The 14,377-nt window shown below is 61.1% G+C and carries 13 protein-coding genes; 5 read left to right on the top strand and 8 right to left on the bottom strand.

Annotation, left to right across the window (positions count from 1 at the left end; genetic code table 11):
* Together ROS217_RS24625 and ROS217_RS23130 are read left to right on the top strand one after the other, a co-directional pair.
* Window positions 1-1,019, top strand: a 1,019-nt coding sequence (locus ROS217_RS24625) for a M10 family metallopeptidase C-terminal domain-containing protein (RefSeq protein WP_009816561.1), incomplete at its 5' end; no start/stop codon positions are given.
* On the top strand, window positions 982-1,770 hold the full coding sequence (locus ROS217_RS23130) for a calcium-binding protein (protein ID WP_009816560.1): 789 nt from the start codon (window positions 982-984) through the stop codon (window positions 1,768-1,770). The genes ROS217_RS24625 and ROS217_RS23130, both read left to right, overlap by 38 nt.
* Here the strand turns inward: ROS217_RS23130 and ROS217_RS04845 are convergent.
* Window positions 1,757-2,611, bottom strand: a complete 855-nt coding sequence (locus tag ROS217_RS04845) for a sulfotransferase family 2 domain-containing protein (RefSeq protein ID WP_009816559.1) — start codon at window positions 2,609-2,611, stop codon at window positions 1,757-1,759. The two genes, ROS217_RS23130 and ROS217_RS04845, sit on opposite strands and share 14 nt — an antisense overlap.
* Before the next feature lie 128 nt (window positions 2,612-2,739).
* Between ROS217_RS04845 and ROS217_RS04840 the strand changes: the two genes are divergently transcribed.
* Window positions 2,740-3,792, top strand: coding sequence for a hypothetical protein (locus ROS217_RS04840; protein ID WP_009816558.1), 1,053 nt, complete (start codon window positions 2,740-2,742; stop codon window positions 3,790-3,792).
* Here the strand turns inward: ROS217_RS04840 and ROS217_RS04835 are convergent.
* A complete protein-coding gene (locus ROS217_RS04835; RefSeq protein WP_040650362.1) occupies window positions 3,782-4,582 on the bottom strand; it encodes an ABC transporter permease in 801 nt (266 codons plus the stop codon). The genes ROS217_RS04840 and ROS217_RS04835 overlap by 11 nt on opposite strands.
* Before the next feature lie 201 nt (window positions 4,583-4,783).
* On the opposite strand from ROS217_RS04835, the gene ROS217_RS04830 reads away from it, so the two are divergent.
* On the top strand, window positions 4,784-5,908 hold the full coding sequence (locus ROS217_RS04830) for a sugar transporter (RefSeq protein WP_009816556.1): 1,125 nt from the start codon (window positions 4,784-4,786) through the stop codon (window positions 5,906-5,908).
* Between the two features lie 13 nt (window positions 5,909-5,921).
* Window positions 5,922-6,596 carry an ABC transporter ATP-binding protein gene (locus tag ROS217_RS04825; protein ID WP_009816555.1) on the top strand — a complete coding sequence of 225 codons (675 nt, stop codon included), beginning with the start codon at window positions 5,922-5,924 and terminating at the stop codon, window positions 6,594-6,596.
* 63 nt (window positions 6,597-6,659) lie between these two features.
* Here ROS217_RS04825 and ROS217_RS04820 read toward each other — a convergent pair whose 3' ends face one another.
* From ROS217_RS04820 to rplS, 6 genes are all read right to left on the bottom strand, one after another.
* A complete protein-coding gene (locus ROS217_RS04820) occupies window positions 6,660-7,499 on the bottom strand; it encodes a hypothetical protein (RefSeq protein ID WP_009816554.1) in 840 nt (279 codons plus the stop codon).
* A gap of 11 nt (window positions 7,500-7,510) precedes the next feature.
* A complete protein-coding gene (locus ROS217_RS04815; protein ID WP_157046545.1) occupies window positions 7,511-9,820 on the bottom strand; it encodes a rhamnosyltransferase WsaF family glycosyltransferase in 2,310 nt (769 codons plus the stop codon).
* A 100-nt stretch (window positions 9,821-9,920) separates the two neighbouring features.
* Complete coding sequence (gene glmS / locus ROS217_RS04810) at window positions 9,921-11,744, bottom strand: glutamine--fructose-6-phosphate transaminase (isomerizing) (RefSeq protein WP_009816552.1); 1,824 nt, start codon at window positions 11,742-11,744, stop codon at window positions 9,921-9,923.
* Complete coding sequence (glmU, locus tag ROS217_RS04805) at window positions 11,744-13,099, bottom strand: bifunctional UDP-N-acetylglucosamine diphosphorylase/glucosamine-1-phosphate N-acetyltransferase GlmU (RefSeq protein WP_009816551.1); 1,356 nt, start codon at window positions 13,097-13,099, stop codon at window positions 11,744-11,746. The genes glmS and glmU overlap by 1 nt, the downstream gene beginning before the upstream one ends.
* 454 nt (window positions 13,100-13,553) lie before the next feature.
* On the bottom strand, window positions 13,554-13,775 hold the full coding sequence (rpmE, locus tag ROS217_RS04800; RefSeq protein ID WP_009816550.1) for a 50S ribosomal protein L31: 222 nt from the start codon (window positions 13,773-13,775) through the stop codon (window positions 13,554-13,556).
* An 11-nt stretch (window positions 13,776-13,786) separates the two neighbouring features.
* The gene (gene rplS, locus ROS217_RS04795; protein WP_009816549.1) at window positions 13,787-14,170 is read right to left on the bottom strand and encodes a 50S ribosomal protein L19; all 384 of its coding nucleotides are present in this window, start codon (window positions 14,168-14,170) and stop codon (window positions 13,787-13,789) included.
* Window positions 14,171-14,377: the final 207 nt, after the last annotated feature.

Genomic DNA, 14,377 nt, shown 5'->3' with positions numbered 1-14,377 from the left:
TGCCGGTGCAGACAATCACGGGGCTTGCGCCCGCTGAGGTGGCGGGGCGGTCGTTCTTGATCGTGGCATCGGCGGACAGTGCGAGCCTGACGGTGCTGAGTGTTGGGGCGGGGGGCACGTTGGGGATTGCGGATCATGTGATTGACGGGCTGTTGACGCGGTTCGCCGGGGTGTCGCATTTGGAGGTGATCGCACAGGACGGGCATGTGTTTGTGCTGGTGGCGGGGCGGGACGCGGGGCTGAGCCTGTTCCGGCTGACGGCCGAAGGGCGGCTCTTGCATCTGGATACGCTGGCTGATGAGCAGGTCTTTGCATTGGAGGGTGTGTCCGGGTTGGCGGCACAGATCCGGGCGGGGGGTATCGACATTCTCGTGACGGCGGCGGGAGAGGCGGGGCTGAGCCTGTTTCGGGTTGATCTGGGGTCACTTGGCGTGGTGCTGCGTGGCGATGCGGCGCGGATCGAGGGCGGGGCCGGGAATGATCTTTTGTCACGCCGTGGGGGCGATGGCGTTCTGGAGGGCCACGCGGGAGAGGACGTGCTGAGCGACGGATCTGGCAAGGATACGCTGATTGGCGGTGCCGGGGCAGATGTCTTTGTCCTCATGGCGGATGGACAGCGCGATGTGATTGCGGATTTCACGCTGGGGGAGGACCGGCTTGACCTGTCGCTCTGGCCGATGTTGCGCAATCTCGGGCAGCTTGGTTTTGCGCCGACGAGCCAAGGGGCCGTGCTGCGGTTCGGGGCCGAAGAGCTCGAGGTGCGCAACGCCGCTGGCGTGGTCTTTGCGGCGGCGGAATTGTCCGCGATGGTGTCACCCTTGCTGTCACATTTCGATATTGTGCTTGGACCTTTGGAAATGGGGGGGATCGCCCCGCCAACGCGCGTTGATCCGCCACCGAGCCCGGTCGTTGTTTCGCCACCTGCGCCTGTGTCGCTGGTTCTGGTTGGGGGCGAGGGCGCGGACCTGCTTGAAGGGGGGCGTGGCCGCGGACAGTCTGGCCGGACATGGCGGCAATGACACGCTGCGCGGCGACGCGGGCGATGACCGGCTTGCGGGCGGAGCGGGCGATGACCTGATCGAAGGTGGTGCTGGGCAGGACAATATCGGAGGGGGTCTTGGCGCGGACAGGCTCAGGGGGCAGGGCGGCGATGACACGATGGGCGGCGGCGACGGGGATGATGTCCTCAGCGGCGGGGACGGTCAGGACGTGATGAGCGGCGGGCCGGGCAATGACCTGCTCGAAGGTGGCGCCGGGGATGACAGGCTGGCGGGGAGCTTTGACCGAGACACAGTGCGCGGCGGCGACGGGGATGATGTGATCGGAGGGGGGCCGGGGCGCGATCTATTGGACGGGGGGGCAGGCAACGATCAGTTCGGTGGCGGAGAGGGGGATGATACCCTATTGGGCGGTAGCGGCGACGATTTTCTGGCCGGGGGCGGGCGGAACGACCTGATGGATGGTGGCACGGGGCGCGATACGCTCAACGGCGGCGCTGGTCACGATACGCTGCGGGGCGGAGCGGAGGCGGATGTTTTCGTGTTCAATGATCTGGTCGCCGGAGAGCGCGACGTGGTCGCCGATTTCCAGATCGGTGAGGATCAGATTCGGCTGAGCGGGGTTGCGGGGCCGGGGCTGATGGGCCGCTTTCTGGCGCTTGATCTCTTTGACACGGTCGATGGTGCGGTTGTGCGCTATGCGGATCACGAGATTCTGTTGGAGGATGTGGCGACAAGCAGCCTGTCGGTGGAGGATTTCATCTTCCTGTGAGGCGCCCCAAAGCGGGAAAGGTCCGGTTCAACGCGCCAGCCCATCCGGTGCCATGAAACCCGTCGCGCGGATCGACCGGATAGCCGAGGGTTCTGAAATCAATGTCGTAGATGCGATGGATGGTCGAGAGTGTGTCTGGGGTGATGAAATTGTCATAGTTGAAACTCATATCCACCAGATCGCGCGCCGACAGATTGCCAAGATACCCGCTGAGCGGGGTTTCAGGCAGGCGGGTGCGGTTCAGCACGCGCGGTGTATAGGTCATCCGCAGCTTGCGGGCGACCCGAGAGAGTTCGACATCCAGCCGCTCGACATGGACGACGAAATCGTAATGGATGCCCTCTTCTCTGTAAAAGGCGGGCACCTGCGTTTCCCAATGCCCGTTGATCAGGTTTTCGGGGCGTGGACGGCTGGCGTGCAGATGCGCGATCGTGTCCAGAAAGGCCTCGAAGGACATGCTGTTGTCGTTGGCATCGGCACCGGTGCGCGCGCAATAGAGATCGTGGAGATCCTGTGCAAAGGGTTCCAGATCCGCGCGGCTGAGCAATTGTCGGCCGCGATAGAGGCAGAACTTGTTGAAATACGCGCTGATGATGCGGGTCGCCGGATGCCGGACCAGGATCACCGAGCGAAAGTTGCGCGTCAAAAGCGCCTCGGCGCAGCCGCGAAAGGGCGCGCTATTGGTGTGAAAATACTGCTTTTTGGCAGGGCGCGAGGGCATGTTGTCGGCGAGAAAGTTGAACAGGGTGGTGCAGGCCGCCTTTTGCGACCAGAAGAACACGGCCCTGCTGTCATCGTGAATATATCCGCGCCAGCCCATGTGATCCTGCGATGCCTTCATTCTCTCTGAGCCTTGGCTTAAAGCCCCGAGGGATGCTTGGCAACGTGGGGTTTGCGTATTTGCGGCTTGTGTCATTTCTTGGGGAACACTAGGGTGCTGCCGACCGGTTGGTGAGGCAGTTGATCAGTATGAAGAAGCGCCTTTTCCTGCATGTCGGCATGCCGAAATGTGCGACGACGTCAATTCAGGCCTATCTGGCAGACCATGCCAACGAACTGGCGGCGCGCGGAATTCACTATGAGTTCGCCCCCGGAGAGCGTGTTCCCGAGCAGGGCAATGCCTTGCATCTCGCCAATGCGATGCTCGAGGGGGACACGGCCCGCGTGAAATCACTGCTCGATTTCTTTCTGCGGCGCGATGGCGATGTGATCCTGAGTTCGGAGTATCTGTTCGGTGTCGCGCGCGGCTCGATTGCTCTTGAGGTGGTCGAGCGCATGCGACAGGCTGGATTCGACGTCGGCGTGATCTGTTATTTCCGGCGACAGGATCTGTGGATCGAATCCGACTACAAGCAGCATGTCAAAAGTGGGGCTGACTGGCGTCGCGGCATTACCGCGCTGATGGAGATGCGGGTCGAAAAGCAGGTGCTGAACTACAATGCGATGCTGATGAACTGGGTCCGTAGCGTTGCGCGCGAGAATATCCTCGCCGTGCCCCTGAGACCAGAGCAAGCCCCGGACTATGCAGTGCGCCGATTTCTGGAGGCGCTGGGCATATCGGATATGTTGCCCGATGATGCGGTGTCCCCTCGGTCGCATAATGTCAGCCCCCCGACCGGGTTGATCGAACCCGCGCGCTATCTCAAGCGGGCCATGCTGGATCAGGGGGTTGCACCGCTGTTGGTGGGACAAGAGGTGGACCGCTTTTTTGCCAAGGCGCCGGCGGTGGTGCGTGTGCCGTCACGGCGGTTTCTGATGACGTTTCTGCGTCGGCAACGCCTGTTGGAGCAATGCGAGATGTCGAATGCTGCGCTGGCGCGGAATTTTCTGAACGGCGACGCCGCCTTTGACATGACGCCCGACTATGATGAGGCCAGCGAGACCCCGCTGGGCGCAGAGGCGGCGGTCATTCTCGCGGCGTATCATGTGCAGGGACAAACCGCGCTGCATTCTCGCAGCCGGCTGCGACGGGGACTAGGCGCACTGAAGCGGACCGTGTCGCGACCGCGCGTCAGAAATTGATGATGTCGCGGTGATAGCGCCGCAAGAGCAGCAAGCCGAGCATCAGCGTGATCCCGGAAACCGTCAGAACATAGACCGAAGACACATATTCAGCGTCATAGGTGCTGTAGATGCCTTTGCGCACCAAACCGATGGGATGCACCAAGGGATTCCACCACAGCCAGTCCCGATAGGGCATGGGCACCGTATCATAGAGGAAAATGACGCCCGAGATCAGCAGCAAGGGACGGTTCAAGATCGCCCATGCGCGCTCCCATATCGGGAAAACGGAGAGCAGGAAGCAATTCAGAGTGCCGACGCCTATGCCCAGCGCAAATGCCAGAAGATAGCCCATCGCCAACGCCTTCATGTCGATGATCACATTCACGTCATAGAGAAACAGGATGAGGGGAAACAGCATGACGGCAATCAAGACATGCGTGAGCGCATTCAGGATGAACCGTGCAATGAGCGCGTCGATATAGGTGACGCCGGGATAGAACAGCAGTTGCTTTGAGAACCGCAACGCCAGTGACATTTTGCCGCTGATGTCCATATACGCCATGAAGGGCAGGACGCCCGAGGCGAAGAACAAGGGGAAATTGGTTCCAAGACTCGGGCTTCTGAAGGCCAATGAGAAAAGGAAGGTCATCAGCATGATGCCTGCGACCGGCTCTAGAATGGCCCAAAGATAGCCCAAGGCCGAACGACCATAGGTCGAGGACATCTCGCGCAGGATCAGCGCCATGACGGTCTGAAGAGTGCCTGTGCGCTTGCGCGGTAAGGCCGGAGGGAGGGCTATATTTGTCATCTTGATGGATGGTGTATCACCGTGTCCTTTGATAGAAAATCCCCAACCGGCGCATCTGTCGGGCGGTAGCATAGTGAAGAGCTAGATTTGACTCAGACCAACTCTCCTGCGGAAAAACTGGCTGCAACCCCGGGCAAGGGGGCTGCGCCTGAAACGAAGACGGGTCCGAACGTGGTTCAGGCTCCGGCGAATAGAACTCCTGTGCGCCCCACTGCAAAGCCCGCGCGTGTCAAGACGCGCCATGTGATCATTGGGCTTAGCTTTGTGGCCTTGGTGGTTTTACCGGTGATCCTGTCGATCTGGTATCTCTACGGGATCGCCCGCGACCAATACGCCAGCCATGTCGGGTTCTCGGTGCGCACCGAAGAGATCGGATCAGCCATCGAGTTGCTGGGCGGGATCACCGAGTTGTCGGGGTCCAGCTCTTCGGACACGGATATTCTGTATGAGTTCATCCAGAGCCCGCAGATCGTGCGCGCGGTCAACGAGCAGCTTGATCTCTCGCGGATCTATCAGCGGCCCGGCGATCCGGTGTTTACCCTTGGGGACGATACGCGGATTGAGGCTCTGTCGAGCTATTGGCAGCGCATGGTCAAGATTTTTTACGATCGCAGCAGCGGTCTGGTTGAAATTCGGGTTCTGGCCTTTGATCCGCAGGATGCGCGGTCCATCGCCGAAGTGGTCTTTCGCGAGAGCAGCGATATGATCAACCAACTGTCTGCGATCGCGCGGGCGGATGCAATGCGTTATGCCGAAGAAGAGTTGGCGCGTGCCGAAGATAGGCTTTTGGTGTCCAACCAGTCGCTTACCAGCTTTCGCAACCGGACCCAGATTGTTGATCCGGTGGCGGATATTCAAGGCCAGATGGGGCTGTTGAATTCGCTCAACGCGCAGATGGCAGAAGCCCAGATCGAATTGGAACTTTTGCTCGACGGGTCTGCCGAGAGCGACCCGCGCGTGACCCAGACCAATCGCAAGATTGCGGCCATTCAGAAATTGATTGACGAAGAACGGTCGAGTTTCGGGGGCGTGAGCGGGGTCTCGGGTGTGACGCAATATGCGGAATTGCTGGAAGAGTATCAGGCGCTGGAACTTGAACGGCAGTTTGCCGAGAAAAGCTATCTGTCTGCTCTGGCGGCGCGTGATGTGGCCTTGGCCGAGGCGCAACGGCAATCGCGGTACTTGGCCACCCATATTTCACCCACTTTGGCCGAAACGGCGGAATATCCGCGACGTCTGATGCTATTGGGCATGATCTCGGGATTTCTGCTGATGTGCTGGTCGATTATGGTGATGGTCTATTATTCCTTGCGTGACAGGCGCTGAGCGGGCCGGGCCAATGATCGAGATACGCAACCTGTGCAAGACCTTTGTGCTCAACGGGCAGCACAAGGTGGTTGCGGATGACATCTCGGCTGTGTTTCCAGACCGCACAGCAGTTGCCATTCTTGGCCGAAATGGCGCTGGAAAATCGAGTTTGCTCAAGATGATCTCTGGCTCGATGGACCCCGACAGTGGGGAGGTGATCAGCACCGGGACGATTTCCTGGCCGGTCGGCTTTGCCGGGAGTTTTCACCCCGAGATGACCGGGCTGCAGAATGTGCGATTCATTGCGCGGGTTTACGGTGTCGATACCGAGGAGCTTGCGGATTTCGTCGCGGATTTTGCTGAGCTGGGTCCACACTTCAACCTGCCGGTGCGCACCTATTCTTCGGGCATGAAATCGCGGCTGGCGTTTGGCGTGTCCATGGGCATTCATTTTGACACCTACCTCGTGGACGAGGTGACTGCGGTCGGCGATGCCGCATTCCGCGAAAAGTCAGAAGAGTTGTTTGCCGAGCGGGTTCAGAGCAGCGGTGCCATCATGGTGACGCATGGGGTTGGGCAGGTCAAACGCCTCTGTAGCCATGCCGCCGTGCTCGAGAATGGGCAGTTCAGCTTTTACTCCGATGTCGATGAAGCGATTGCGCATCATCATGCCCTGATGAAAATCGACACGGCGAAATCTGCCTGAGGGAGGACGTTCAGGCGATGCGGAGGGCCAGCGTCGAACGCCCCGCCGTGCCGATGCCGGGAATCAAACCTCGGTATCCTCTGGGATAATGACCCGGTTATCAAAGCCGAACTGCGCCAATAGAGCGTCATTCTGGGGTTTGAATTGCTCTTCGAGCCACGCAATGCGCTGCGGGTTGCGACCCATGTCCGGGTTCTGGGTGTGATGATACGCTGTGAGGAACATCTGTCGGATATCCTCGTCGGCGCATTCCGGGTCCAGCATCGCGGCGGCGATGATGTCACAATCCTGCATGCGCAGTGACGGATTGGTGTCGTGGATCGGCACGTCCCAGTTCATCCCCGTGGGATGTCCGAGCACGTCGTCTAGAACCTGCTGAATGTTGCGGTGGCTGTCGAGAATGATCGGCAGGTCCGGAAACAGCTTGCCCCAGTTGGCCAAATAGGCCGCCGGTTTCATCGTGTCGATCCGGCGTTTGGCAAAGGTCGGGAAATCGCGCCCGCCATAGGGTCTGCGCTCGGCCAGAAAGGTATCGAAATGCTGCTTCATGAACTGCGAGTAATCGCCGAAAACGAAATCGCTGAAGGGACGCAAGAAAGCGAGAATCTGTACGGCGATTCCAGCCTTGGCGGTGATCTCTGCAAGTGCGATGCCGCGTTTCGAGAGCGAGTAGAGATCCTCATGGCTGAGAACAACGGTTTCCGCGCCATCCGCGAACATGGCTGTGACCTGATCTTCTGTGATCTCGGCCAGTTTGCCGGCATTGCCGGGATGTGATCCGGTCGGTGCTGGATAGCAGATGCCGTGCTGCGACAGGCAGTCTGTATTCTGGAGCATGACGCGCTGAAGATAGGTCGAGCCACATTTTGGCGAGCCGATATGCAGGATGATCTTTTGTGTCATGGGGCTGTATTTTAGATCCGTGGCACGCGCGTGACAAGCCGATTGGCCAGACTGTCGATCATATCTTCGGGGTGGCTTCCCAGATCAAGCAGATTGATCTCGCGGTCGGATTGGCTCACCGGGGCGGCGTGCCAAGACGCGCTGAGCGCCCCCGCCAGATCGGGTGCGGTCGCTGGCACCGAGAGGATTGCCGGGCTGAGGCGGCTCAGATCCTTGGGGCCGAACGTGTTGGTGACGACCCGCACACCGGCGGCGGCCATTTCGAGAGGGGGGTGGCTGGGATGAGGCGAATACATCAAGGAGAGACCCAGATCAACGCTGCCAAGGTAGTCGGGATAATCCTCCCAAGCAAGTTTTCCGAGGCTCTTGAGGACGAGACCGCCGGGCAGGGTGACATCGCCATGATGCTGGCCGATGGACACCAATTCGATATCCTCCGCGCCAAGCTGCTCTTGCGCGACAAAGCGGGCCAAGGCCTCGATTGCGGTGGCGTACATATTTCGCGGCACGTCCGGACGCCCATAGAGCGCCAGACGGCGCGGTGCGCCACCCGGCGTGGCGCGTGCCACGCGGCTATAGCGCTCGATGTCGATCGAGGGATGAAAGGCGAGGGCATCATCGGTGGCAAAGCCAAAGTTCTGACCCGCAAACCAGTCGCGCAGCAGGGTGGTGTTGAACACTGGATCAAATGCAAAATCATAGCTTGCCATGGCATCGGCGAATTCGGGGCCCCACGCGTAGAAATGCGGTTCGTAATCCTGAATGAGATAGAGAAACCGCGAATGGGTCATGGCGTGGCGGCGGATCAGCTTTTCTGCGACATGCGCGCTCCACCATGCGGTGGCCATGAACACGTCCTGGGCATTGAGCGACAGGGTCTTGCTCTGAACGCCGCAGAGCAGGCTGATGCGGTCCGCCGCGCCTTGCAAGTCATGCGCTCTGGGCAAGCGGCCCAGCACAAAGCTGCGGGAGGTGCCGGGGGACGAGAGGGGCAAGTCGGTGGCGATGAACCGGACGTGGTAGCCGCGGGCCGCAAGCCCGAGACCGATGTCGAGCGCTGTGGCGATTCCGGCAAAGATCTCGGTTGGGTTCAGCGTCGGCACAAGGATGTTCAGCGCAGGATGGGGCGCTGTGAACTCGGGCACAAAGCGCGGCTCTTTGCGCAGGTCGACAATGCTCTCGTATTTGACCGGGGGCCTGTCCTGCCGGTGCGAGGACGAGGGTGGCCGGGGCGTCATGCCGGGAGAGAGCGAGTAAAGCCGGGTGTCGAACCCGTCGATCGTGGTTTTCAGGCTGGGCCCAAAGGCCTCGCGCAGGGTCCAGACCATGCGTCCTGTGCTGACCACGGCAAAGCCCGCCGCGATCCGCGCCAGACCCGTGTGCCCCTGTAGGGTCAGGACGAGCGCGTCGCGCAGATGCGTGCCCATCCCGCGCATCCGCCGCAGATAGGGACGCAGCGGGGCGGCTTTGGCCTCGCCATGACTGAGTCGGCCATCGGCGATGGCATCGGTGAGCCGGTTATAGGTCGATTGTCCGAGATAGCGGGCCAGCGCATAGGCCGTGGCCTCTTTGCGCAGCCACATCGCGTCGGGGCGCTTGACGCGCAGGCCTCCGCCTTGGCGGCGGTCGATTGCGCCCATCACATTGCTGTCATGCTGCCGGTAATCAACGAGGCACTCGTCGATCACGTGGACGCCGCCGGTCGCACTCGCCAACAGTCCGAGCCAGAGGTCGTGATAGAAATGGACCCCGCTCTGGGGGGGAAAGGGAAGGGCCAGTCGCACCAGCCGGGGTCGCATGAGGGTCGTCATGCCGGTGATGTTGTTGCGATAGAGCAGCCCGCGCAGACCGGGATTGCGCTTGCGCCGCTCGGTGGCGAACATGGAGCGCTGCAAGACGGTCTTGCCATCCGGCCCCACCAGCCGCGCATCACTATGCACGAGGTCGGCACCGCTGGCTGCGAGGGCAGCCACGCCTTTCTCCAGACGATCCGGATGCCAGATGTCATCTTGATCACACAGGGCGATGAGAACCGCGTCGTCGTCCAGCCCTTCGGCGGCGATTAGGCGCAGCGTCTCGCTCAATCCGGCCTCGAAGGCGCGGACGGAATCCAGCGTGACGTCGCTGGGAACAAGGCTAACGGGAAGGCCCGCCGCTGTGGCGAGGTCGGACACCAGCGTATCTGAACTGGTATCGGCAATCACGGCAATCAGACGTCGGGATGCATGGGTCTGATCCGCGATAGATCGGATCTGTGCCTCCAGATAATCAGGCTCTGGCCGAAACACGGCCATTATGATGAAAATGCAAGGAGACATCATGTCCAGAGTGATCGAAATACCGTCTGGCGTCTAACGGAGCGTTGGGCGCAATGCAAGCGGTGCCCCACCCGGTCGGCATCATCGCGCGCGATGCCCTGTCTCACTCGACCGTGACGGATTTGGCAAGGTTGCGGGGCTGGTCGACGTCTGTGCCTTTGGCAATGGCGGTGTGATAGGCGAGGAGTTGGGCAGGCAGGGCGTAGAGGATCGGGGTGAGAATGGGGTCAGTGGCGGGCATTGTAATGGCCTGCCAGACGCCATCACCGGCCTCGGCGACACCGCGCGCGTCGGACACGAGCAGGATGCGGCCACCACGGGCCATGACCTCTTGCATATTGGACACGGTCTTGTCGAAGAGCGCATCGCAGGGGGCCATGACGATCACCGGCATTGTGTCGTCGATGAGGGCGATCGGGCCATGTTTCAGCTCACCCGAGGCATAGGCCTCGGCATGGATATAGCTGATTTCCTTGAGCTTGAGCGCGCCTTCCAGCGCCAGCGGATACATCAGGCCACGCCCCAGAAAGAGCGCGCTGGGGGATGTCGCAAGCTGGCGGGCGACGGTCTGGATCTCTGCGTTGCAGCCCATTGCGGTGTTGAGGGTGGCGGGCAGAGCGCGCAGGGCCGACAAGAGGTCAACCAGACGTTCCGGCTCGATCTCTCCCCGGTCCTGCGCCGCCTTGAGCGCCAGCAACAAGAGCACGGTCAGTTGGCAGGTAAAGGCCTTGGTCGAGGCCACGCCGATCTCGGCCCCGGCATGGATGGACAGCGCCAAATCGCTCTCGCGGGCGATGGAGCTCTCGGAGACGTTGATCACCGAGATGATCTGTTCTGCGCGTCCCGTTGCATAGCGCAGAGCCGCGAGCGTATCGGCGGTCTCGCCCGACTGGCTGACAAACAGCGCCACGGTTCCGGGGGTCACGGGGGGCTCGCGATAGCGGAATTCCGAGGCGATATCGACCTCGACCGGCAGGCGGGCCAATTGCTCGAACCAGTATTTGGCGGTGAGGCAGGCATAATGTGCGGTGCCGCAGGCGACCATGGTCAGCCGTTCGATGCCGGCGAAATCCGGCAGCCCCTCGGGCAGGGTGATGCGGGTGCCATCGCTGCTGAGGTAATGACCCAAGGCCGCGCCGATCACCGAGGGCTGTTCAGTGATTTCCTTGGCCATGAAATGCCGGTGGCCAGCCTTGTCGACGCGGGTGCTGTCGATCTCGATGGTCTTGATGGGGCGATTTGCCAGATGGCCATGGCGATCGGTGATGGTCAGGCTGGTCCGCGTGAGAACCGCGATGTCACCCTCTTCGAGATAGGTGATGCGGTCGGTCATCGGGGCCAGCGCAATGGCATCCGAGCCAACGAACATCTCGCCCGTGCCATGGCCTATGGCCAGCGGGCTGCCGCGTCGTGCCGCCACCAGAAGATCGGGTTCGCCCTCAAACAGAAAGCAGAGCGCGTAGGCCCCCTCGAGCCGGGCGATGGTTGTGCGCGCGGCTGTGACGGGGTCCATGCCCTGCGTCATGTAGTGATGCGTCAGAAGGGCGACGGTTTCGGTGTCGGTGTCGGTCTTATGGCCGATCCCGGCGGCGGCCAGTTCGGTGCGCAGGGTGCGGAAATTCTCGATGATACCGTTATGCACAACGGAGACCGGGCCAGAGCGGTGCGGATGGGCATTGGCCTCGGTCGGCGCACCATGCGTGGCCCAGCGGGTGTGGCCAATCCCGGCCTTGCCCGCCAGCGGTTGATGCACCAAGAGATCCGAGAGATTGACCAGCTTGCCCACCGCGCGACGACGGTCAAGATGCCCGCCATGCACGGTGGCAATCCCGGCGCTGTCATAGCCACGATATTCCAGCCGCTTGAGGGCCTCGACCAAGAGGGGCGCTGCCTCGTGATTGCCAAGAACTCCAACAATTCCACACATCAGTTTGATCCTTTGTCGCGGCTTCGGGTCTTGGCGCGGAGCATTTCGAACAGTTTGGCGGCCATTCCGGGTTTGTCCACCTGCCGCGCGCGGGCGATCGCCAGCGCATCCGGTGCGACATCGCGGGTGATCACCGATCCCGACCCGGTCATGGCCCCGTCACCAACGGTGACAGGGGCCACTAGCATGGTGTTGGAGCCGATAAAAACCCGCGCGCCGATCACAGTCTCATGCTTGGAGACACCATCGTAATTGCAGGTGATGGTGCCTGCGCCGATATTGCTCTCATCTCCCACGCGCGTATCGCCGATGTAGCTCAGGTGATTGACCTTGGCCCCCTCGCCGATCAGCGCGTTCTTGAGCTCGACGAAATTGCCGATGCGGGCGTGCTCGGACAGTTCTGTCCCGGGGCGAAGCCGGGCATAGGGGCCGACCACCGCGCCGCGCGCCACATGGCAGCCTTCGAGATGCGAGAAGGCGCGGATATGTGCGCCGGTTTCGATGGTCACGCCGGGGCCGAAGACGACATAGGGTTCGATCACGCAATCACGGCCGAGCCATGTGTCATAGGCGAATTGCACCGTTTCCGGCGCGACAAGGGTTACGCCGGTTTCCAGCGCTTCGGCGCGTTTGCGGGTCTGAAATCCAGCCTCGGCGCGTGCGAGTTCGGCGCGGGAATTGATGCCCATCGTCTCGGACTCTTCGCAGGTGACGGCAGTCGCCGACAGCCCCCGCACCCGCGCCAGACCCACGATGTCGGTCAGATAATATTCGCCCGAGGCATTGGTATTACCAACCTGTGCGATGAGATCGAAAAGCAAAGCGGCGGGCGCCAGAACCACGCCGCTGTTGCATAGGGTCAGAGCGCGCTCGGCCTCGGTGGCGTCCTTGAACTCGACGATCCGCAGGAGATCATCGCCGTCCGTCACCAACCGCCCGTAGCGGCCCGGATCGGCCGCCTCAAAGCCCAGCACGACGATGTCATGGGTACTGCGCGCGGCCTGCATCCGCTCCAATGTCTCGGGCTGGATGAAGGGTGTGTCGCCATAGAGCACAAGCGCGTCACCGGGGTAGTTCGCCAGGAGCGGCGCAGCTTGGGCCACCGCATGGGCAGTGCCCAATTGCTCGGATTGGATCACGATCTGCGCGGTCTCGTCAAACTCCAGCGCCGCGGCGCGTACGGCCTCGGCCCCATGTCCGGCCACCACGATCACATGATCGGGCTCGAGGGTCGCGCCCGCCTGTATCGCATGCCCCAACATCGGCGCGCTGCCAATTGGGTGCAGCACCTTGGGAAGCTCGGAATTCATCCGCGTCCCCTGACCTGCCGCCAGTATGATCAGTGCCGTCGCCATTGCGCGTCCTCTTGCTCGTCTGAGTCCGTTTTATCCGGTTGCGGCACAGGTGCAAGTGTAGGGGCGGGCTCTGCCAAAAATCACCACGAATATCGACAATTTTAACCTTTCCTTCACGCCGACGCGGTGCTGTAGTCCTGCTGCAACCCATTGCAGCGCAAGGAGGTGAGGAAACTGAGAGAAACCGACTTTCGGAAATGGATGGTTTTACTTGCAGCGGGGACGCTGCTTGTTGGGATCATCCGGCTCTTGATAGGGCTCTAAGCCCCTGAAAGAAAAGACCCTGCGGAGTAGGCGCTCCGCAGGGTCACGTTTTCGGTGAGGTCACTGAAAACCGATTTTCGGATGTCCTGTTTATAGCCCAATTCTTACCAAAAAGTAAAGGCACGCTTGCGCCCCATGCAAAACGCCGCCCCGAGGGGCGGCGTTTGTCGTATCCGTCCAGAAACAGGGTTCAGAACCCGAGACCGGCGTATTTGTTCTTGAACTTGGACACGCGGCCACCGGCATCCATCAGACGCGAGCTGCCGCCGGTCCAGGCGGGGTGCACCGACGGGTCGATGTCGAGCGACAGCGTGTCGCCTTCTTTGCCATAGGTCGAGCGCATTTGCACAACAGTGCCATCGGTCATCTTGACGTTGATGGCGTGGTAATCGGGGTGAATCTCTTTTTTCATCGTACCAATCCTTACGCGGAAGCGCCCGATTGGGCCTTGTAGGTGGAATCCTCGGCGATGCGGGCCGATTTGCCGCGACGCGAGCGCAGGTAGTAGAGCTTGGCGCGACGCACGCGACCACGGCGCACAACCTCGATATTGTCGATATTGGTCGAATAGAGCGGGAACATACGTTCCACACCTTCGCCAAAGGAAATCTTGCGGACGGTGAACGACCCTGCGATGCCCTTGCCGTTTTTGCGGCTGATGCAGACGCCTTCAAAGTTTTGCACGCGCGAACGTGTGCCTTCGGTCACCTTGTAGCCGACGCGAATGGTGTCGCCGGCCTTGAAATCGGGAATGGTTTTCCCGAGCGAGGCGATCTGTTCCGCCTCAATCTGAGCGATAATATCCATCGCTTCTCTCCTGATTTACTTGCGGTTTTTCCGCAAAGATGTCTCGCGCCCTCAGAGCTCTTGGTCTTCTTCCGGGTCCGCAGTTGCGCCCGCCAGAGATCAGGTCGTCATTGTCTGTGATCCGTTTGCCAAGGCTACCGCAGGCGACCGAAGAAGGTCTGGTGGGCCGTCATGCCTAAAACAAACAGGCCCGGAGCCGCAAAGCGA

The organism is Roseovarius sp. 217 (genome assembly GCF_000152845.1).
Taxonomy (GTDB): Bacteria; Pseudomonadota; Alphaproteobacteria; order Rhodobacterales; family Rhodobacteraceae; genus Roseovarius.
The sequence above is the reverse complement of the archived record's forward strand: the minus strand, read 5'-3'. Positions and strand labels throughout refer to the sequence as shown.

What these genes read in the sequence shown, in the direction of transcription:
- ROS217_RS04820 (WP_009816554.1), bottom strand. Translation starts at nt 7,499, where the DNA reads ATGACACAAAAGATCATCCTGCATATCGGCTCGCCAAAATGTGGCTCG.
- ROS217_RS04840 (WP_009816558.1), top strand. Translation starts at nt 2,740, where the DNA reads ATGAAGAAGCGCCTTTTCCTGCATGTCGGCATGCCGAAATGTGCGACG.
- glmU (WP_009816551.1), bottom strand. Translation starts at nt 13,099, where the DNA reads ATGGCGACGGCACTGATCATACTGGCGGCAGGTCAGGGGACGCGGATG.
- ROS217_RS04835 (WP_040650362.1), bottom strand. Translation starts at nt 4,582, where the DNA reads ATGACAAATATAGCCCTCCCTCCGGCCTTACCGCGCAAGCGCACAGGC.
- rplS (WP_009816549.1), bottom strand. Translation starts at nt 14,170, where the DNA reads ATGGATATTATCGCTCAGATTGAGGCGGAACAGATCGCCTCGCTCGGG.
- ROS217_RS04845 (WP_009816559.1), bottom strand. Translation starts at nt 2,611, where the DNA reads ATGAAGGCATCGCAGGATCACATGGGCTGGCGCGGATATATTCACGAT.
- ROS217_RS04815 (WP_157046545.1), bottom strand. Translation starts at nt 9,820, where the DNA reads ATGATGTCTCCTTGCATTTTCATCATAATGGCCGTGTTTCGGCCAGAG.
- glmS (WP_009816552.1), bottom strand. Translation starts at nt 11,744, where the DNA reads ATGTGTGGAATTGTTGGAGTTCTTGGCAATCACGAGGCAGCGCCCCTC.
- rpmE (WP_009816550.1), bottom strand. Translation starts at nt 13,775, where the DNA reads ATGAAAAAAGAGATTCACCCCGATTACCACGCCATCAACGTCAAGATG.
- ROS217_RS04825 (WP_009816555.1), top strand. Translation starts at nt 5,922, where the DNA reads ATGATCGAGATACGCAACCTGTGCAAGACCTTTGTGCTCAACGGGCAG.